This window comes from Lacrimispora sp. YZC11 (assembly GCF_057543815.1).
This window is the reverse complement of record NZ_BAAJYQ010000017.1, coordinates 167,511-186,135: the sequence shown is the minus strand read 5'-3', so window position 1 is coordinate 186,135 and position 18,625 is coordinate 167,511. Positions and strand designations below refer to the sequence as shown.

General features: G+C 47.2%; 20 protein-coding genes. 12 read left to right on the top strand and 8 right to left on the bottom strand.

Translation table 11 applies throughout. The features are described from left to right. Positions 1 to 21: 21 nt before the first annotated feature. The 7 genes from AC27IJ_RS20145 to AC27IJ_RS20115 form a co-directional block, all read right to left on the bottom strand. Positions 22 to 267: a sulfurtransferase TusA family protein gene (locus AC27IJ_RS20145; RefSeq protein WP_025230709.1), complete on the bottom strand. Its 246-nt coding sequence runs from the start codon at positions 265 to 267 to the stop codon at positions 22 to 24. Next, complete coding sequence (locus tag AC27IJ_RS20140; protein WP_312445432.1) at positions 260 to 1,120, bottom strand: 4Fe-4S binding protein; 861 nt, start codon at positions 1,118 to 1,120, stop codon at positions 260 to 262. The genes AC27IJ_RS20145 and AC27IJ_RS20140 overlap by 8 nt, the downstream gene beginning before the upstream one ends. Then, positions 1,110 to 2,363: an O-acetylhomoserine aminocarboxypropyltransferase/cysteine synthase family protein gene (locus tag AC27IJ_RS20135; protein ID WP_487150554.1), complete on the bottom strand. Its 1,254-nt coding sequence runs from the start codon at positions 2,361 to 2,363 to the stop codon at positions 1,110 to 1,112. Before AC27IJ_RS20135 ends, AC27IJ_RS20140 begins: the two co-directional genes overlap by 11 nt. Next, on the bottom strand, positions 2,353 to 3,966 hold the full coding sequence (locus AC27IJ_RS20130) for a sulfate adenylyltransferase subunit 1 (RefSeq protein ID WP_487150552.1): 1,614 nt from the start codon (positions 3,964 to 3,966) through the stop codon (positions 2,353 to 2,355). The genes AC27IJ_RS20135 and AC27IJ_RS20130 overlap by 11 nt, the downstream gene beginning before the upstream one ends. Further along, positions 3,966 to 4,862 (bottom strand): sulfate adenylyltransferase subunit CysD, encoded by an 897-nt coding sequence (gene cysD, locus AC27IJ_RS20125; RefSeq protein WP_312445437.1) that lies wholly within the window; start codon positions 4,860 to 4,862, stop codon positions 3,966 to 3,968. The genes AC27IJ_RS20130 and cysD overlap by 1 nt, the downstream gene beginning before the upstream one ends. Positions 4,863 to 4,947: 85 nt before the next feature. After that, positions 4,948 to 5,259, bottom strand: a complete 312-nt coding sequence (locus AC27IJ_RS20120; protein ID WP_487150549.1) for a ferredoxin family protein — start codon at positions 5,257 to 5,259, stop codon at positions 4,948 to 4,950. Next, entirely contained in the window at positions 5,249 to 6,937 is a 1,689-nt protein-coding gene (locus AC27IJ_RS20115) for an adenylyl-sulfate reductase subunit alpha (RefSeq protein WP_487150547.1), read from the bottom strand. Before AC27IJ_RS20115 ends, AC27IJ_RS20120 begins: the two co-directional genes overlap by 11 nt. A 224-nt stretch (positions 6,938 to 7,161) precedes the next feature. Between AC27IJ_RS20115 and AC27IJ_RS20110 the strand changes: the two genes are divergently transcribed. The 8 genes from AC27IJ_RS20110 to AC27IJ_RS20075 all read left to right on the top strand — a co-directional run bounded on the left by AC27IJ_RS20110 (position 7,162) and on the right by AC27IJ_RS20075 (position 14,849). After that, complete coding sequence (locus tag AC27IJ_RS20110; protein WP_312445443.1) at positions 7,162 to 8,199, top strand: LacI family DNA-binding transcriptional regulator; 1,038 nt, start codon at positions 7,162 to 7,164, stop codon at positions 8,197 to 8,199. Then, positions 8,196 to 8,867: a sirohydrochlorin cobaltochelatase gene (locus tag AC27IJ_RS20105; RefSeq protein WP_487150545.1), complete on the top strand. Its 672-nt coding sequence runs from the start codon at positions 8,196 to 8,198 to the stop codon at positions 8,865 to 8,867. The genes AC27IJ_RS20110 and AC27IJ_RS20105 overlap by 4 nt, the downstream gene beginning before the upstream one ends. A 225-nt stretch (positions 8,868 to 9,092) precedes the next feature. Next, positions 9,093 to 10,025 (top strand): cysteine synthase A, encoded by a 933-nt coding sequence (gene cysK / locus AC27IJ_RS20100; protein ID WP_487150543.1) that lies wholly within the window; start codon positions 9,093 to 9,095, stop codon positions 10,023 to 10,025. 373 nt (positions 10,026 to 10,398) lie between these two features. Then, positions 10,399 to 11,445 (top strand): sulfate ABC transporter substrate-binding protein, encoded by a 1,047-nt coding sequence (locus AC27IJ_RS20095; protein WP_487150541.1) that lies wholly within the window; start codon positions 10,399 to 10,401, stop codon positions 11,443 to 11,445. Positions 11,446 to 11,477: 32 nt separating this feature from the next. After that, positions 11,478 to 12,326 carry a sulfate ABC transporter permease subunit CysT gene (gene cysT, locus AC27IJ_RS20090; RefSeq protein ID WP_487150539.1) on the top strand — a complete coding sequence of 283 codons (849 nt, stop codon included), beginning with the start codon at positions 11,478 to 11,480 and terminating at the stop codon, positions 12,324 to 12,326. Between the two features lie 6 nt (positions 12,327 to 12,332). Next, positions 12,333 to 13,142: a sulfate ABC transporter permease subunit CysW gene (gene cysW, locus AC27IJ_RS20085; protein ID WP_312445450.1), complete on the top strand. Its 810-nt coding sequence runs from the start codon at positions 12,333 to 12,335 to the stop codon at positions 13,140 to 13,142. Positions 13,143 to 13,147: 5 nt separating this feature from the next. Beyond that, the gene (locus tag AC27IJ_RS20080) at positions 13,148 to 14,206 is read left to right on the top strand and encodes an ABC transporter ATP-binding protein (protein WP_487150536.1); all 1,059 of its coding nucleotides are present in this window, start codon (positions 13,148 to 13,150) and stop codon (positions 14,204 to 14,206) included. A gap of 106 nt (positions 14,207 to 14,312) precedes the next feature. After that, a complete protein-coding gene (locus AC27IJ_RS20075; RefSeq protein WP_487150534.1) occupies positions 14,313 to 14,849 on the top strand; it encodes a hypothetical protein in 537 nt (178 codons plus the stop codon). A 635-nt stretch (positions 14,850 to 15,484) separates the two neighbouring features. On the opposite strand, the gene AC27IJ_RS20070 is transcribed toward AC27IJ_RS20075, so the two are convergent. Continuing rightward, complete coding sequence (locus AC27IJ_RS20070; protein ID WP_312445455.1) at positions 15,485 to 15,733, bottom strand: TIGR03905 family TSCPD domain-containing protein; 249 nt, start codon at positions 15,731 to 15,733, stop codon at positions 15,485 to 15,487. A gap of 258 nt (positions 15,734 to 15,991) precedes the next feature. Here AC27IJ_RS20070 and AC27IJ_RS20065 point away from each other — a divergent pair, with 258 nt between their 5' ends. From AC27IJ_RS20065 to AC27IJ_RS20050, 4 genes are all read left to right on the top strand, one after another. Continuing rightward, positions 15,992 to 16,207 carry a hypothetical protein gene (locus AC27IJ_RS20065; protein ID WP_487150532.1) on the top strand — a complete coding sequence of 72 codons (216 nt, stop codon included), beginning with the start codon at positions 15,992 to 15,994 and terminating at the stop codon, positions 16,205 to 16,207. 120 nt (positions 16,208 to 16,327) lie between these two features. Further along, positions 16,328 to 16,555, top strand: coding sequence for a hypothetical protein (locus AC27IJ_RS20060; protein ID WP_487150530.1), 228 nt, complete (start codon positions 16,328 to 16,330; stop codon positions 16,553 to 16,555). A 121-nt stretch (positions 16,556 to 16,676) separates the two neighbouring features. Beyond that, positions 16,677 to 17,375 carry a 5'-methylthioadenosine/adenosylhomocysteine nucleosidase gene (locus tag AC27IJ_RS20055; protein WP_312445460.1) on the top strand — a complete coding sequence of 233 codons (699 nt, stop codon included), beginning with the start codon at positions 16,677 to 16,679 and terminating at the stop codon, positions 17,373 to 17,375. A gap of 127 nt (positions 17,376 to 17,502) precedes the next feature. Further along, a complete protein-coding gene (locus AC27IJ_RS20050; RefSeq protein ID WP_312445461.1) occupies positions 17,503 to 18,444 on the top strand; it encodes a hypothetical protein in 942 nt (313 codons plus the stop codon). Positions 18,445 to 18,625: the final 181 nt, after the last annotated feature.

The window sequence follows — 18,625 nt, the reverse complement described above, 5'->3', positions numbered from 1 at the left end:
ATCTTGCAGATTTTATATCAGCTATTCTCCAGCCTTTCGCACGATCAGGTTATAGGTTCCGTCTTCATTATCTGTCAGGCGCAGAATTTGATGTCCCTCTTCCTTTACACTGCGGGGAACATTTTGCACCGGTTCGCCGTCGTTTAGACGAATGGACAGGATTTGTCCTTCGTCTAACTCCTCAAGTGCCACTTTTACTTTGACAAAGGTGACCGGACAGACAACGTCTGTGATGTCCAGTGTCTCATTTATATCAAAATCAGCCATTATAAGCAGCCTCCATTTCACGTTTAAATTCGTCCCAGCCAGTGCGTTCAATGGCAACCCGGAATCGTTCGCTGGGTTTTGCATTCCTGTTGAAAAAATCAAGTGCCGCATCGGTTACACGGAATAAGGTTTCCTTGTCGCGGATGATGGGCAAAAATTGTTGTCCCCTGGCAATTAAGTTGCCGAAGGTCCCCCCGAAGGAAACCAGATATCCCGGCTCGCCTTTCCAGGCGTCAAAGGGACAGGATTTGACGCAGCGGCCGCAGTTGCTGCATTTATCACGATCCAGGAGAATTTTGCCGTCTGCTTGGGTGAGAGCGCCTTCCCGGCAGGCTTTGGTACATACACCGCATAGGGTGCAAGCCTCTTGAATCCATTCCACCGTATATCCGCCCTTTACGCCCAGATCATTTTCCTCCGCCTTGAGGCAGTTGTTCATGCAGCCGGTCACTCCAAACTTGAATTTATGAGGCAGTTCCCGTCCAAAATAGCGGTCGGAAATTTCTACCGCAAGAGGATAAGTATCAATGCAGCCGGATGGGCAAATGGCGTTGCCTTGACAGGCTGTAACGGTTCGCACGCGGGGACCGCAGACGCCGGTATTCACGCCGCCATCTTCCAGCTCCGCTTTGACTGTATCCACATCATCCAGCTTAATAAAAGGAATCTCTATGCCTTGACGGGAAGTAAGATGGACATGCCCATCGCCGTATTTCTCGCTGATTGCGGCAATCACGGCCAGCTGAGCAGCTGACAGATTGCCGCCCACTACCTTTAGCCGCAAGGAGAAATGGTTTTTCTGCACTTGCCGCATAAATCCGCCGTTTTTCAATTCTTTATAGTTAACCGCCATAATAATCCCCGCTTTCATGAATTTTTGAAATTGCCTGTGCAAAATCTTCTTTTAAATCTTCAATATCTTCCAGCCCAACGCTGACACGGATAAGGTCGTCATATACACCCGCGTTTTGTTTTGTCTCTTCACTTGCATGGTTGTAAATGGTGGAGGCGGGATGGATCACCAGTGTGCGTACATCCCCGATGTTGGTTGCGATGCGAACGTATTTCAGCGCATTAATCATGATAAATGCGTTTTCTTTCGACCCTGTGCGGAGCGTCAGAATCGCGCCACCTGCACCGCCTTCCATCTGGCTGTGGATGAGCGGCTTATAAATGCTGCCCTTTAAGCCGGGATAATTAACATGAACGCCAGGCAGATTTTCCAGAAATTCAGCAAGTTCCAGCGCGTTTTGGCAAAGCCTCTCCATACGCAGACCCAGTGTTTCCAGCCCTATACAGTTTAAATATGCGTTTTGGGGAGCGAGACAGGAGCCGAAGTTACGCCAGATATCCTGCCTCAGCCGGGCTGTATATGCAAACCTGGCAAACTTCTTGTATTTTGCAAGCATTGGAAATTTATCGAAATCCCAGGTAAATCTTCCTCCATCTACAATAACGCCGGAAATGGCGTCACCGCTGCCGTTGATGTATTTGGAAGAAGAGTGCACCACAATCTGCGCGCCGTAATCAAGCGGCCGGATCAGCGCAGGGGTGGCGGTAGTGCTGTCAATGATCAGTGGTATTCCGTGCCGTTCGGTAATATGGGCAACTGCCCGGATATCTACCACATCCAGTTTTGGATTTCCGATCAGTTCGGCAAAGACTGCACGGGTACGGGGGGTAATGGCACGTTCAATTTCCTCTGCAGTCACATTCCTGACAAAACGTGTGGTGATTCCGAAAGCCTCTAAGTCATTGAGAAGTTCCAGCGTTCCGCCAAACAGGCCGCTTCCGGCTAGAATTTCGTCTCCTGCTTTTAGAATATTCAAAAGCGCCATGCTGACCGCCGCCATACCGGAGGAACAGGAGACCGCATCCAGGCCGCCTTCCAGAACTGCAATTCTCTTTTCAAAAGCCGAAATTGTCGGGTTGGATATACGCGTATATGCAAACCCAGAGGCTGTATTCGCAAAAACCTTTTCCAGTTTTTCGGCCGATTCCTGGGCAAAGGCCGACACCTGATACACAGGGGGAAGTGTTGCCCCCTGCAAATCAGGAGGAAATTCTCCGTGTAAAAGCCTGGTATTAAATTTCATAAGCATCCTCCCAAATCAGCACACGGCGGTATTTTCCAAAATCACGGGGCAGTTCTCCCCCTGTCTGAATGCCGTTGGTATCAATCAGCGGCGTCTTTTCATCACGAGCACCGAATCCCACAAAAACTCCCTGACGAATGCGTGCAAACTCCTGGTCATAGGGCAGATCAAAATCAAGTGGATAGTCAAACCGATCGGATTTCAAAGGAAGAGCATCTCCCACTTTATATACTGCCGGATCAGGGCTATGGCGCAGTACAGCATGAATGCCCGGATGGTAATAAAAGTAATCAAACAGCCGGATGGATAGCTTTTTTTCTCCATCGTGCAGGAGGACATCCTCTTGTTTTTGTTCGTCTGTCTCTTCAATGACGCCGCAGGCGGTCGTAGCGTGTCTCACTCTGTCTATTAATATCAACTCGCCCAGGCTTTTATGCCGTTTGAATTTATCCAATACAATAGGCTCTGACAATGAGAGTTCGCAGCGCAGTATTTCGTTCTTGCCCACTGATTCGGCGGGCAGCAATGCGCCGTTGTTTATATCCACTTTATGCTGGATCCCCGTCACAACGGCCGGGCTCAGCTTTGTACCCAGTTTGAGTAAATATTCCTTCCCAGGAATCAGCTTTTCTTCATCCATCCATAGAAGCGTGGCAACAAAGGTCTTTTCCAGCTTGAGACCGGCATCTTTAACCAGCACACAGCCGCGCGACACATCCACTTCCCGGTCAAGCTGAATGGTAACCGGCTGCCCCACAGACGACGCTGCCGCATTTTTCCCGGCAATGGAAATGGATTTTACAAGAGCATCTTCTCCGCTAGGCAAAGCCGTCAGCTGATCACCAACTGATACCCGGCCTGCCTCCACCTGCCCCTGAAACCCTCGAAAGCTATGGTCGGGACGGCAAACCCGCTGCACTGGCATATAAAAGCCTGCTTCCGGCTGTTCACCGGAAATATCCACTGTTTCCAAATGGGAGAGCAGTGTTTTTCCTTGATACCACGGCATGTTTTCCGAATGTCTGGTGACATTGTCTCCTTCTGTTGCTGAAACTGGGATGATGACCACATGTTCCAGCGACAATTCCTCGCACAGAGTCACGATATCTTCCGATATCTCGTTGAATTTTTTCCTGCTATAGGAAATTAAATCCATTTTGTTGACGGCAAAAACGAAAAAGCGTATCCCCATCAAAGAACAGATCCTGGTATGCCGGCGTGTTTGCGCCAGCACGCCCTGGGCTGCGTCTACCAGAATGACCGAGAGCTCTGCAAAAGAGGCTCCCACTGCCATATTCCGGGTATACTCTTCGTGGCCCGGCGTGTCGGCTACGATAAAGCTGCGGGCATTGGTTGTAAAGTAACGGTAAGCAACATCAATCGTGATTCCCTGCTCACGTTCCGCCATCAGACCATCTAACAGCAGAGAATAGTCGATTGCGCCGCCCCTGCTTCCCACCTGGCTATCCAGAATCAGTGCCTGCTCCTGATCGGCATAAAGCAGCTTTGAGTCGTATAGGATATGCCCGATCAAGGTAGATTTACCGTCGTCCACACTGCCGCAGGTAATAAATTTCAAAAGCCCGTTTTCTGTACTGCCCATTAAAAATATCCCTCCCGTTTCCGGCGCTCCATGCTGCCCGCCGCCTCCTTATCAATGACCCGGCTGGTGCGTTCACTTGTGACCGAGGCCAGCGTCTCATTGATTACTGCATCCAGTGTATCAGCTTCGGATTCCACTCCGCCGGTGAGCGGGTAGCATCCGAGCGTACGAAAGCGGACTTTTTTGAGCTGCGGAACTTCCCCTGGACTTAAACGCATCCGGTCATCGTCTACCATGATAATGTTTCCATCCCGATAAACGACAGGACGTTCCTTTGCAAAATACAACGGCACAATGTCGATATTTTCCCGCCGGATGTATTGCCAGATATCCTTCTCTGTCCAATTGGAAATAGGGAAGACGCGCATGCTTTCACCTTTACCAATCTGCGTATTGTATAATTTCCACATCTCCGGGCGCTGATTTTTGGGATCCCATGCGTGGTATTCGTTCCGGAAAGAAAAGATCCGCTCCTTTGCCCGGGATTTTTCCTCGTCCCGCCGCCCGCCGCCGAAGGCAGCCGTGAACTGATATTTGGTAAGCGCGTCTTTGAGCGCCTGTGTCTTCATAATATCGGTGTAGGCGGCGCCGTGGTCAAAGGGATTAATTCCCTGCGCGATCGCCTCTTCGTTTCGGTAGACCAGCATGTTGATGCCCAGCTCTTTTGCACGCCGGTCACGAAATGTAATCATTTCACGAAATTTCCAGCTGGTGTCGATATGCAGAAAAGGGAAGGGCGGCTTTTCCGGGTAGAAAGCCTTCAGGGCCAGATGAAGCATCACCGACGAATCCTTTCCGATAGAGTAAAGCATCACCGGACGTTCGCACTCAGCGGCTACCTCACGAAAAATATAGATCGCCTCAGCTTCCAATTGATCTAAATGTGTCAGAGACATGGGGATCTCTCCTCTCTTGATATAATCATTTTCCTTACCGATAATTTGTTCGCTTACCTGCGTCACAAAAAACAGGTAAAAGCGTTTAGTATTTGTTGGCGCTGCGGCTGTCTACCGTTAGCGTTTTTGTGCTGCCATCCGGTTTTGTGAGTGTCCATTGCAACTGGGTACCGGTTCGCTGGATGGTAAATCGTCCGCCCAGCCCGCCCATATCTTCGCCCAGATAGAGCGCAATGGCCTGTACCGGACATTCCTTGAGACAGGAAGCGCAGCCCCAGCAACGCTCCGGCCGTAAAATTTCCGCCTTTCCCTGTTGCAGGCGAATCAGGCTGCCAGGACAGATGCCGCGGCACCGGCCGCATCCAATACATTGCTCTGACCTTATTTCAATGCTCATATGCTTCTCCCTCCCCAACAAGCGGCCGTAAGAGAATCTTCAAATTGCCGTTCTCAAGCCTGGAATTGACATAGCATTCCATTTCGGAACTGATGTCCGGGTAATCGGTGTTTTCTGCAAAGCTGTGCCAGCGGGTTTCCCGGCGGGCCGCCAAATGGGCAATCACTGACCGGCAGAGGATTAATCGTTCGCGCAGCTCCAGAATGTATACAAGTTCTTGCATATCCGATGCTGCCAGAGCGTTTGCCTGTCTTTGAATGTCTTGAACCTTTCCATCGGCAATGCTGAGAGAGTCTTCAGAAAACCGGTAGTCGGAGCCAATACCTCCAGCATATTGATCCATGACGGACTGCATTTTTTCTTCCAATTCGTCTGTGGTAACACTGGTTTTCTCCTTGCTTAGAAATTGCTCCAGCCAGAGTTTTTTTTCGCGGACTTGCCCGGCGTCCGGCAGCGCCGCCTCTCGTCTTATGTATGAAACCGCTGCATTTGCTGCGATTTCCCCTTCTGCAAATGCGCCGGTTACATACTTCTGCGGACACCCTCCGGCCACATCTCCTGCAGCAAACAGTCCCTTTATGGTAGTTTCGCGATTGGAATCCACCCAATAGCCGCTGGCCGTGTGTCCTCCGACGATATAGGGTTCGGTTCCCTCAATTTCTACATTCTTGATGCGGGGTGTTTCACCGCTTTCCAGCCATCTTAGAGTTTGACTTGGCGCCATGTTGAGATAAGCTCTCTGTAAATCCTCATCCTGTTCTGCTGTGATTCCTATAGTACGCAGGGTGCATGGACCGCGGCCTTCCCGGTTTTCTGTCACCGTTCCATGCAGGCGCTGAGAGGTGGTCAATCCATATTTCTGTTCATAAATCTCTCCCTGTGAATTGATCTGCTTCGCACCAACACCCTGAGCCAGCGTACCTGTAGGTGCAATCGTATCTTTGCAGCGCAGGGCGATAAAGCGCATTTCTAAAGTGGTCATCTCAGCACCTGCCAGAATCCCCATGGCATACCCTGCACCGGTATTGAAGGGTGGATACCACATTTTGTGCCGGGAAAATCCTGGGTGGTTGGGGCGGTACAAGCCTGCCGCGCCACCGGTGGCGCAGAGTACTGCTTTGGCCGTAAGGACGTACAGTACCGGTTCATCTATGCTGACGGCATAGGCGCCTTGAATGCGATTATCCTTCACAAAATACTCAAACACGTTGACGCGGTTCAACACAGTAATTTCCGGTTTCTTTGACACGGTCTCAGCCAAAATCGGTTTTATGTTTTCTCCGTTTATTTTAATATTTCGATTGCCGCGTATGGTATACCCGCCTTGTTCATCCTTGAGTATCGTAAGTCCCAATCCTTCCAGTTTTTGCGCTGTCCGGTTCAGTCTCTCGGCCATTGTCAGAAGTAAGTCACCGCGCACGATACCTTGTGCGTCGTTACGGGCGTAATCCACATAATCCTGAGGCGTTTTTCCCGGCACGATGTATGCGTTGATCGCGTTGACTCCTGCGGCCAGGCAGCCGCTGCGCCGTATATCAGCCTTATCGGCAATCAGTATGCGGCCGCAGCTTTGTTCACTGAATGTCAAGGCAGCATAACACCCTGCCGTGCCGCCGCCGATGATCAAAAAATCTGTTTCTAAAAATTCCGTACGAAGCATCTTATTAACCTGTTCCATGAAATCACCTACTTTATCTATGGGAAATGTATGATATGACTCATTTTACCTGTTCTAAAGATGGAAATCCAGAGCAAATTACGCAATCGTTACACAAGAAAATCAGTAAAATCATGGCATAAGCTGACGCAAACGTTACACAAGATTCGTCTTGATTTTTTAAATATAATTGTATATCATACTAAACATATAGATATAATATGCAAAGAGGGGAGGGTAACAGCATGACATTAAAAGAAGTTGCAGCGCGCGCCGGGGTTTCTGTATCCACCGTTTCCAGAATTATCAATTCAGCGGACGGGAGTTTCGCCCGCAAGGAAACCCAAGACCGGGTATGGGCTGTCATCAAGGAAACAGGTTATATGCCGAACCAGAGTGCGCGGAATTTGAAAAGGGGGAAAACCGGGGTACAGCAAACACCGGCCGGAACGTTTGCCTGCATTTTAGGGAGAGCGAAGACTTTGGATGATAACCCCTTTTTTGCTCAGCTAGCGCAAATCATTGAACAGCAGGCGATGGAACGAAACTATCCAGTACGGCTCTCTTATTCAGTTTTTGATATCAAAATGATCCCTACCCTTGAAAAAATTGAATCTGCAAAAGTGGACGGCGCTATTGTGCTGGGACGGTTCAGTGAGGCAGCAACAGCATTCCTGGAGTGCCATTACAAAAATATCGTTTATGTAGGACGGAATTTAATTCATGCGGAATGGGATCAGGTGATTTGCGATGGCTATGAGGCGACGCAGATGGCCATAGAACACCTTGTGTCCTATGGTCACCGGAGGATTGGCTATATCGGTGAAACAGGCGATGAAATACGGTACCAGGCGTATCGTGATATGATTTGTAAATGCGGACTGGAAGACAACCGGCGTTTGGTTTGCAATGTCCCACACACTGGCGAGGGGGGATACCGGGGGGCGGATTTGCTTTTGCGCGCGGGAGCTGGGTTGCCCACCGCAGTCTTTTGTGCAGCCGATGTGTCAGCCATTGCTGCCTTGCGCCGTTTCAGAGAGGCGAGAATCAAGGTCCCGGAGCAGCTTTCCATAATCAGTATGGACAATATTGAATTATCCAGCTATGTTACTCCCATGCTGACAACAGTAGGCATGCCAATTGCTGAAATTGGAAGCATGGCGGTGCAGCTGCTGATCAGCCGCATTCACAAACAACACCGGCTTCCGCTGAAACTATACCTGCCCAATAAGTTGATGCGGCGGGAAAGCGTATTCAATATAAACGAAGGAATGTACATATGAAAAACAAATTGCGATCGGATGTCCTGCTTGTCGGTTTCGGTGATTCGGCGGTGTTAGAGGGCGAGGTGAGATTCCTGTTTCCCGACTGCCGGGTCTTTTCTGCACGGACAGTACAGGCGGGGCTGAAACAGTTGGAATCAGACAATATTTTTGTTCAGCCGGTACATTTATTGCCGGGCTTTGAATATGAAAAGCTGCTTGCTGCAATTTCCTATTACAAGAAAAATATTGAGGTCGGTAAGCCTCTTCTGTATTCCGAGGAGGCGATTACATGTTTTGCAGAGATTCTCCGTGATGAATACGGGGGTAAGCCAACACTGTTTGTGGGGCATGGTTCCAGTCATCCTGCCGGCAAAGCTGTGTATACGCGTCTCTCGGAAGCATTGCAAAAGGTGGGATTTTCACAGGCATCAGTTGCTGTTTTAGAGGGCCAGCCGGGTCTGGACGTATCGGTGCGGTTCTTCCGGAAAAACGCGTACTCAAATATCACGCTTGTCCCTCTGACTTTAACGGCCGGCAAGCATATGCGGGAGGATATTCTGGGGAACCATGAGGCAAGCATTGAAAGACGGCTTATATCGGATGGTTTTATGATAAAGCCTGTCCATCACTGTTTGCTTACGCTTTCCGCTATCCGGCAGATGTTCCTGCAAAATATTGCGGAATGATTTGAACAGGGAGAGAATTGATGAAGATGAAGACGTAAACGATAAGAAAACACATGAAAGAGAGGTTTGAGTTAAATTCCTCCATATGTTATGTGATTACTTCCATACCAACTGAAAAATTAGTTTAATGCATACTAAACATATCTATAATATTGACTTTCAAGGTCGAACGGAATATGATAAATACCAAATCAATTTACTATATTGTACTGGGAGGTTAAAAAGATGTCAAGAATTGCAAACAGTTTAACTGAGTTAATCGGGAAAACTCCACTGTTGAAGCTGAACCGATATATGCAGCAGAAGGAGCTTTCAGCAGTGCTGCTCGGCAAACTCGAATATTATAACCCGGCAGGGAGTGTTAAAGACCGTATTGCCTGGGCGATGATTCATGATGCAGAGGAGAGCGGCAAGTTAAAGCCCGACTCTGTTATCATTGAACCAACCAGTGGCAATACCGGCATTGGACTGGCTGCTGTTGCGGCAGCCAGCGGGTACCGTATTATTCTGACGATGCCAGAGATTATGAGTGTAGAGCGCCGTAAGCTGCTCGCCGCATATGGGGCTGAGGTAGTGCTGACCGAAGGTGCGAAGGGCATGAGGGGAGCAATCGTTAAGGCACAGGAATTAGCGGAAAAGACACCCAATTCCTTTATTCCGGGGCAGTTTGTCAACCCTGCAAATCCACAGGTGCATCGGGAAACGACTGGACCGGAAATATGGGAAGATACTGATGGTAAGGTTGATATTGTGGTGGCAGGTATCGGCACTGGCGGCACCATCACCGGAGTGGGTGAATATCTGAAGAAAAAGAATTCCGACTTGCAGGTGATTGCGGTAGAGCCGGCAGATTCCCCCGTTCTTTCCGAAGGCCGTCCCGGCCCACACAAAATTCAGGGCATAGGCGCAGGCTTTGTACCAGAGACACTGGATACTTCCGTCTATGATGAAGTAATTACAGTGAAAAACGAAGACGCTTTTAAAATGGGACGGGAAATTGCACATACCGAGGGACTTCTGGTCGGAATCTCCTCCGGTGCCGCATTATGGGCGGCAACAGAAATTGCCAGACGTCCGGAAAACGCAGATAAGGTTATTGTAGTCATTCTCCCGGATAATGGTGAGCGATATCTTTCCACAGCTCTCTTTGAAAATTGAAAATTGTCTTTAAAAGGAACCGTCAATTATGATGGTTCTTTTTTATATTGGTGAATCGAAAACCACTGGCATATGAACAGATGGTCTTGACTTGAAGCAATAAAGGCAAACGTTTGCTTAATTTCCCGTTGCAGAAATTGAATCGGATTCGTATAATACATAGTAAACATATTGATTTTGTATGTAATTAGGATCGGGGGTGAATCTATTGCGAAAAATATCTGCTCTGCGTATGATTGCGTATTGCCGATGTTATGAACTTTGTGATTTTGCTGCTGGAAAAACCTGTGGCGTGAAAGATGGAATGTGATTTCAGATTTTCTAAAAACAAGATGCGGCATAAAATATCGTGGTGAAATGAGGTATTTCTATTATGAAACGTATAAATATATTTTCCAAGAGGGTCTTAGCGCCGACCATCATATTAGTTTCTGTCCTTGGTGTTTTGACGGCCTGCTCTGGCAAGGATGTCTCGTCTAACGCCCCAGAAACTATATCTATTACAAATGTCTCCTACGACCCTACCCGCGAGTTGTATGAGCAATATAACAAACTCTTCCAAACCTATTGGGAGCAGAAAGCAGGGCAAACAGTGGAAATCACTCAGTCTCACGGCGGATCAGGCAAGCAGGCACGCTCAGTATTGGAGGGCAACGAGGCCGATGTGGTAACACTGGCCCTGGAGGGCGATGTGGATGAACTGCGTACAGCTGGACTGATTGAAGACGGCTGGGTAAAAGAATTTCCAAAGGACAGCGCCCCCTATACGTCCACAATTGTTTTCCTGGTACGCAAAGGAAATCCGAAAAACATTCAGGATTGGGATGACCTTGTCGGGACTGATGTTGAAGTCATCACCCCGGATCCTAAAAGCTCCGGTGGTGCCCGGTGGAACTTTTTGGCTGCCTGGGCCTTCTCCGATAAAACATATGGCGGGGACGAAGCAAAAAACAGGGAGTTTTTACAAGCGCTTTACGCCAATGTGTCGGTACTGGATTCCGGCGCTCGCGGAGCAACCACTACATTTGTAGAAAACAAAAAAGGGGATGTGCTGTTAGCATGGGAAAACGAGGCGTTTCTTTCGGTGGAAGAGCATCCCGGTGAATTTGAGATTATAACTCCCAGCTTAAGTATTCTGGCGCAGCCGTCAGTTGCTGTGGTAGACGTCAATGCCGAAAAACATGGAACGACGGAGATCTCAAAAGCTTATCTTGACTACCTCTATTCAGACGAAGCACAGCGGTTGGAAGGAGAAAATTATTATCGTCCTTCGAATCCTGACATCCTTAAAGAATTTGGCGATACCTTTGATCTCAATATCCAGCTGGTCAATATCAACGATGACTTTGGAGGGTGGGCCTCTGCCAGAGAGAAATTTTTTGCCGACGGAGCAATTTTTGATCAGATTTATCAGAAGTAACACGGTTGTATTCGCCGGGTGCAGGGGGAATTATGCATAATTTTGAAAAAACTTTTTTAAAACGGAAAAGCAGAGTGATACCAGGATTTGGCCTTTCCATCGGTATCACGATCACGATGCTCAGTTTGGTTGTGCTAATCCCTCTGTTTTCTGTATTCTTGCTTCTTTCCGATTCTACTTTCAGCGACTTTTTGAAAGTGATTACTGATAAACAAACCGTAGCGGCCTATATGGTCAGTCTCAGCTGCTCTGCGATTGCCGCTGTCGTTAATGTAGTGTTCGGCATTTTGCTGGCCTGGATTCTAACTCGTTATCAATTTCCTATGCGGCGGGTTTTGGATGGCTTGATTGAGCTGCCTTTCGCACTGCCCACCGCTGTGGCTGGAATTGCGCTGACCACGTTATATTCTGAACAGGGCTGGATCGGTAAACTGTTTGCGAAAATTGGAGTGGAAATATCCTATTCGAAAATTGGAATTGTAATTGCTATGATTTTTATTGGAATTCCATTTGTGGTACGCTCCATTCAGCCGGTTCTGGAAAAGCTTGACCCACAGTATGAGGAAGCGGCACAGGCTTTAGGAGCCAGCCGCTCCTATACTTTCTTTAAAGTAGTACTTCCTGAAATTCTGCCGGCGGCCTTAACGGGTTTCGGTCTTGCGTTTGCCAGGTCCATTGGTGAATACGGCAGCGTGGTGTTTATCGCAGGAAATATCCCCTACGAAACACAGATCGTACCGCTCATCATCATGAACAAGTTGGAACAATTCAACTATCCGGCTGCAACATCAATTGCTTTCGTAATGGTGGTATTTGCGTTCCTGCTCCTGTTCTGTATCAATTTGATTCAGGCGCGTATCCAAAAAATAGCAAGGGGGTAAGAGCGGATGAAAGAGAAGATCATAAAATGGCTTTTGATTTTACTTGGAGCGGCGTTTCTGGGCATCATGCTTGTATTGCCTCTTGCCACCGTGTTGGTATATGCATTGCGTCAAGGCTTTGAGGTTTTCATCCAGGCTGTCACAGATGACTATTCAGTGAAAGCACTAAAGCTGACGCTGTTTACTACTGTCATTTCTGTCGCTGTAAATACACTGTTTGGCGTCTTTGCTGCCTGGGCTATTTCTAAATTCCAATTCCGGGGAAAGCAGGTGTTGACTGCGCTAATCGATATCCCATTCTCTATATCTCCCATCATCGCCGGGTTGGTGTTTATTCTGGTATTCGGGCGAATTGGTTGGGCATACCCGCTGCTGGAAACTTGGAATATCAAAATTGTATTTGCCGTACCTGGAATTGTATTAGCAACGATTTTTGTTACCTTCCCCTTTGTTTCCCGTGAGCTGATTCCCTTGATGCAGGCGCAGGGCAGCGATGAGGAAGAAGCCGCTGCCCTGATGGGGGCGAAGGGGCTGCTGATTTTTCGCAAGGTTACCTTTCCGCATATCAAGTGGGGACTCTTGTACGGTATAATTCTCTGCACAGCACGCGCTCTGGGCGAGTTTGGGGCGGTTTCGGTGGTATCCGGTCACTTGCGGGGTAAGACAAACACATTGCCATTGCATGTGGAAATTCTGTTCAATGAATTTAAACTGACCGCGGCTTTTGCCGTTTCCTCCATTTTGGTGCTGATTGCGGTATTGATCCTGATCCTGCGCAACATTGTGGAGTCCCGTGTCAAACAGGAAGAGAGGTAGAGCCTATGTATGTACAGCTAAAAAATATCAATAAAAAGTTCGGTTCTTATCAGGCAGCGGAAGACATCAGTTTTTCCATTGAAAAAGGAAAGCTGATTGGGTTGTTGGGTCCCTCAGGGAGCGGGAAAACAACTATTTTACGTATGATTGCAGGACTGGAAGCACCGGATAGCGGTGATATTTTTATCGATGGTCAGTGTGTAAACGATCTTCCTGCCAGCAAACGCGGTATCGGATTTGTATTTCAAAACTACGCCCTTTTTCGTTATATGACGGTTTTTGAAAATATTGCATTTGGCCTGGAGGTACAGAAAAAAGATAAGGCGTATACCAAACAGCGAGTAGACGAACTCATCGAGCTCATCGGGCTAAAAGGGTTGGAAAACCGACGGCCTCATCAACTTTCAGGCGGACAGAAGCAGCGTGTGGCTTTTGCCAGGGCGCTTGCACCGAAACCTCATCTGCTGCTGCTTGATGAACCCTTTGCCGCTATTGATGCTAAGGTGCGTAAAGAATTGCGTACATGGCTGAGAGAGACTATAAATAAGGTTGGAATCACCAGTATCTTTGTTACCCACGATCAAGAGGAAGCAGTCGAGGTAGCGGATGAAATCATTATCACGAATACAGGCCATATTGAACAAATCGGGTCACCAGTGGAGATTTATAAAAATCCGGCTACACCTTTTGCTGCGAGATTTATTGGAGAATCCATTATTGTAGAGGATTACAGCCGGCTCAGTGGTTTTGAATTTGAAGAAGGCTATGAAAAAGCCGTTCTTCGTCCTGAATTTATAAGGGTCACAAGAACGGACAAAGAGGTTTATCCACACGCTTCTCAACGTGCAATCGTAGAAGACAGCTTTTTTCGCGGCAATATGTTAGAGTTGAGATTGAATGTCGGTGGGATTAAGCTGGTTGCATACCGGTCCTTAGAAGATGAATTTCTCGCTGTCGGGGAAGAAGTCAGTGTGCTGATTTACCGTATATATCTTTACAATGACACACAGGTGCGCCTGGCGGAAAACAGATCTTTTCAGCCCAGCAATATATTTACCATCTGACAGTTCCATATATAAAACACTATTTATTTATAAATTCTGTTCTTGTCATGGTATGCGTCGGTGATATGTATCTTTTCTGTTATTAGCTCATTTTGGAGGCGATAAAATGAACCTTCTTTTAAAGTCGGGCACCCTGTACCGGACAGACAATAAGGCTGCCGGTCCGGCATTGGCCAACATTCACAACCGTTTGTTCGGTTTAGAAAAGCAAATCATTGCAGGAGAAAAGCAATTCCTCACCCAAATCCGGACGGAGATACTCACAGGGGAGCGAATTCTTGGTGCCGGCTCCAGGCAATACCTTCTGAAAAATTCTGACGGCGAGATTCTGTTATCCGGCATTCCAAGATATACGGAAGAAAACGACCCCTCCATTGTGGGGCAGTTCATCTACAGGATACCACGGGTAAGTTACGTCGAACTCATGTTTCAGAATCGGAACGGACTACTCCGAATGATCAACAGTCAAAATTACCGTTTGACCGACCCCTCTGGTAAAGTGATTCTCACTCTCCTGCGCAGGGGAATCTTTTCTGGTGGCTGGAATCTTGACACAGCGGAGGAGTTTCGTCCCGAGTTTTTGTGCGGCATCTTCATATTTTGCCGATATATGGAGCAGGAGAACGAATTCCCTATTGTATAACTGCACAAACAGTAGCGCCTGCAAAAGGACAATGGCAATTGCCACACAAAACGAACCTTAGCATGGCGCGGAGGGAGTTTGAGGAGTAATCGTTATGAGAATAAAAACTTAAAAGCCATGACAAAAGAACATATGGAACGAAACGAAAAAATGCTGTGAAACTTTCCTGTGCATTCAAGGTCAGTTTTACGATATTCGGGATATGTATCATGCTAATAGAATTTATTTATACAGGGAATTTATTATCCGGAATTGGATATGGTATAATATAGTAGATACATAGTTAAGGAATATTATGAAAAGTGGTCTGCTTTATGGCAAGAAGGGGCTTTGATAAAGCATTTAAAATTGCTGCAGTAAAACTGGTTCTTGAAGATGGCATGAACTTTCCGTTCATCATAACTCTTTATATCGTTGGATAAGTGAATATGAAGAATACTGATAAAGCGCGTTTCCAGGACATGGGAACGCGCTTTATTCGTATCAATATGAAATCAAAAGACTAACGCAAGAAAACCTGGAATTTCGTAAAGAACTCGAACTATTAAAAAAATTCCAGGCCTTCTTGAAGAAAAAGAATACATAAGATTTCATTATATCAAAGAACATCAAGATTCAGGTTTATGTTCTATTATTTATTGTAATCCTTCTTTGTATTGCTTCAATGCTTCCGCAAGCTGGTCCGGGCAGGAAGTGGGTCTGAAGCCGCACTGAATCCCTTCCAGTCTTCTGATGGCTTCATCTACATCCATGCCTTCCACCAGACGGGCCACGCCCTGGGTGTTGCCGGAGCAGCCGCCTACAAACTGAACCTGAACCAGCTTGTTATCCTCAACTTCAAAATTAATCTCCTGTGAACAGACGCCGTGTGTTTTATATTTCAACTTAAATTCCTCCAATTCGTAAAATCTCATCTTAACGGATTATAAAATTATAGGAAATCCGGGCTTGGTTGTCAATAGCTCTTTGCATACCCGGAGATATTAAAAGCATGAATGGATGAATTTACATAAAAAACGAAAAATCAACCCACTAATTCAAAAATCAGCGGCATTGTAGCTGAATTAGGCATGTTGTATAATTTGAATGTAATGAAATGGTTAATAACGACCATTATCACAATATTAATGGGAGGTTTACCTATGAGAAGATTAACAATTTTTATGACGGTGGCAGCTTTGACGGCAGTGGCATTGAGCGGATGTTCAACATCCAACCAGAAGGCACCAGAACCGGCAGCAACCACAGCACCAGCGGCAGAGACATATGCTAAAAAGGCGGGCGCAGCAGACACTTCTGTGGCAGCCGGTACAGAGGAGTATGGGGTGAAACCGAGAAAGATTACAACCGTAAGATAAAACTTGGCCTGATTCCGGTTACAATGAATACCGCCTATACAATGACAATCAACGGTGCAAAAAAACAGATTGCAGAAAACGGTGATCAGATTGAATTGATTGTTCAGGCTCCATCAAGCAATGCAAGCACAATCACAGAGCAGGGCAATATCATGGAGACTTCAGCAGGGTGTTGATGCCATCGCGCTTGCAACAGAGTCTGATGAGTCCATGCTTCCCTATTTACGTGAGGCTGCAGAAGCTGATGTCCTTCTGCTGTCGCCTAATACAAAGGAACTATATGAATTGTGCGACCGCGTTTATATAATGAGGGAAGGAAAGGTGGTAGATATGAGGGTCAGCCCTTAAGGCTATGGGAATCCGGTGATTTTCCTGTGCATTTATCCTGACAAATTTGATACAAACTGCTATAATAGGTAGCAGAACAAAAAGCGGTACTTAAGGGAAGCTTATCAAAAGGAGAAAAATTATGTTAGGAATCATCGGAGCCATGGATGTAGAAGTGGCAGAAGTAAAAAAAACCATGGATAATGTTACGGTAGAGACCATAGCTGCAATGGACTTTTATAGAGGAATCTTAAAAGGAAAGGAAGCAGTGGTTGTCCGTTCCGGTATCGGAAAGGTAAACGCAGCGGTCTGCACCCAGATTCTGGCAGATCATTACCATGTGACTGCGGTCATCAATACCGGGATCGCCGGTTCTTTAAAGAATGAGATCAACATCGGAGATGTGGTACTGTCCACAGATACGGTACATCACGACATGGATGCCACCGGCTTTGGATATCCTGCGGGACAGATCCCACAGATGAAGGAATTTGCTTTCCGGGCGGATGAAAGGCTTCGGAATCTGGCTGAAGAATGCTGCAGGGAGGTTAATCCTGATATCGGAGTTTTTACCGGAAGGGTGGTTTCCGGGGACCAGTTTATTTCTGATAGGGTTAAAAAACAGTGGATATCCCAGACTTTCGGTGGATTCTGCACGGAGATGGAAGGGGCTGCCATCGCACAGGCGGCATACTTAAACCACATCCCTTTTCTCATCATAAGAGCTATTTCAGATAAGGCGGATGACAGCGCAAACATGGACTATAGCGAGTTTGAGGAGAAGGCGGTTAAGCACTCTGTAAACCTTATTTTAGCCATTGCAAAACGGTATTCATATTAGGTTGAGAATCGAATCCTGACAGGATTTGACGAACGATTCTAGGCTCTCTCATCTTCCCAAAGCCAAACGAGGTGATTATAATAGACCTATCACCGGTCGAAACCGGGAAGAAAGGGGAGCTACTATTATGCTGGAATTTTTACAGACAGGCAAAGCGCTATTCGTGCTGGCAGCCCTGTGCGGCATCGGCATTATTACCAGATGGCTGACACGTAACCTCTACAAAAGATTGATCAAGGAATCCGATAACCTTACATTGACCAAAAACAAGAGTCTTCGGGCATTTAAACAGAAGACAGAAAACACGTACCAGATGAACCAGGGAATTCCAAAGGTAAAGCCGTATCTGGAACGGCAGATGTATGATTTTAAATATATGGGTGTAACACTTCACGGATGGAATATGTTTTCCAACCAGATGACGCTCTGGTGCTTTTTGGCAGGAGGTGCGGCGGCATTTGCGGCCTACTGGTACCGCACCGATTCTTATTACATAGTCTTGTATGGCTCTGCAGGGATCATGGCCGGACTGTTTACCATTCTGGTGGACCACGGTGCAGGAATTGTGGAGAAACGGCAGCAGCTGTTTGCGGCTCTGGACAATTATCTGGAAAATACGCTGATTTACCGATTGGATTTGGAAAGAGAGGATTTACAGGCAATATCGGGGCCTCATATGGAAACCCGTGAAAATATAAGATCCATTTATTCCCAGTCAACAAAGGCCGTGGCAGAAGCTGAGCCGGAGCAGGACAAGAAGGCGGACAGGAGAAGTGCAAGGCAGAGGAACGGAACATTGGAAAAGCCTTTAAGGAACCGATCCCCCAAGCAGTCCATGGAGGTGTTTCCTGAAGCATCGGGGGAGGTGCCCGAAAGAGGGGAAAGCCAGGCGCCGCCGGAGCCTAAGAACTCCAGGCGGGATGTGGACTACTTAAAACGCAGTTTAGAACAGATTGCCGCCAGCAGGGAAAGAGAACGGGGAGGCAGGCAGGGAGAGGACTGGTTAAAGGATCTAAGTCCTGATGAGTTAAAGCTGATCGGTGAAATTCTCCAGGAATATTTAACATGAACGTTTGGAAGACAGAAAGAAAATCATGTCGCATTTAGAACTATTCTGTGGTATAATTTTCCTAAGCAGGGGGTCAGAAACTTAAAGTCAAATAACCCATAGCAAGCTACGGGCTATTTGTCCCCGTTGGCAGTCGCCAAGGTCAAGCGGGCTTGACTTCGGCTCGTTGCCTTTGCGAGAA

Bases quoted from the DNA above. Each gene is read 5' to 3' on its own strand.
- AC27IJ_RS20145 (WP_025230709.1), bottom strand. From the start codon at position 267: ATGGCTGATTTTGATATAAATGAGACACTGGACATCACAGACGTTGTC.
- AC27IJ_RS20140 (WP_312445432.1), bottom strand. From the start codon at position 1,120: ATGGCGGTTAACTATAAAGAATTGAAAAACGGCGGATTTATGCGGCAA.
- AC27IJ_RS20135 (WP_487150554.1), bottom strand. From the start codon at position 2,363: ATGAAATTTAATACCAGGCTTTTACACGGAGAATTTCCTCCTGATTTG.
- AC27IJ_RS20130 (WP_487150552.1), bottom strand. From the start codon at position 3,966: ATGGGCAGTACAGAAAACGGGCTTTTGAAATTTATTACCTGCGGCAGT.
- cysD (WP_312445437.1), bottom strand. From the start codon at position 4,862: ATGTCTCTGACACATTTAGATCAATTGGAAGCTGAGGCGATCTATATT.
- AC27IJ_RS20120 (WP_487150549.1), bottom strand. From the start codon at position 5,259: ATGAGCATTGAAATAAGGTCAGAGCAATGTATTGGATGCGGCCGGTGC.
- AC27IJ_RS20115 (WP_487150547.1), bottom strand. From the start codon at position 6,937: ATGGAACAGGTTAATAAGATGCTTCGTACGGAATTTTTAGAAACAGAT.
- AC27IJ_RS20110 (WP_312445443.1), top strand. From the start codon at position 7,162: ATGACATTAAAAGAAGTTGCAGCGCGCGCCGGGGTTTCTGTATCCACC.
- AC27IJ_RS20105 (WP_487150545.1), top strand. From the start codon at position 8,196: ATGAAAAACAAATTGCGATCGGATGTCCTGCTTGTCGGTTTCGGTGAT.
- cysK (WP_487150543.1), top strand. From the start codon at position 9,093: ATGTCAAGAATTGCAAACAGTTTAACTGAGTTAATCGGGAAAACTCCA.
- AC27IJ_RS20095 (WP_487150541.1), top strand. From the start codon at position 10,399: ATGAAACGTATAAATATATTTTCCAAGAGGGTCTTAGCGCCGACCATC.
- cysT (WP_487150539.1), top strand. From the start codon at position 11,478: ATGCATAATTTTGAAAAAACTTTTTTAAAACGGAAAAGCAGAGTGATA.
- cysW (WP_312445450.1), top strand. From the start codon at position 12,333: ATGAAAGAGAAGATCATAAAATGGCTTTTGATTTTACTTGGAGCGGCG.
- AC27IJ_RS20080 (WP_487150536.1), top strand. From the start codon at position 13,148: ATGTATGTACAGCTAAAAAATATCAATAAAAAGTTCGGTTCTTATCAG.
- AC27IJ_RS20075 (WP_487150534.1), top strand. From the start codon at position 14,313: ATGAACCTTCTTTTAAAGTCGGGCACCCTGTACCGGACAGACAATAAG.
- AC27IJ_RS20065 (WP_487150532.1), top strand. From the start codon at position 15,992: ATGAGAAGATTAACAATTTTTATGACGGTGGCAGCTTTGACGGCAGTG.
- AC27IJ_RS20060 (WP_487150530.1), top strand. From the start codon at position 16,328: ATGCAAGCACAATCACAGAGCAGGGCAATATCATGGAGACTTCAGCAG.
- AC27IJ_RS20055 (WP_312445460.1), top strand. From the start codon at position 16,677: ATGTTAGGAATCATCGGAGCCATGGATGTAGAAGTGGCAGAAGTAAAA.
- AC27IJ_RS20050 (WP_312445461.1), top strand. From the start codon at position 17,503: ATGCTGGAATTTTTACAGACAGGCAAAGCGCTATTCGTGCTGGCAGCC.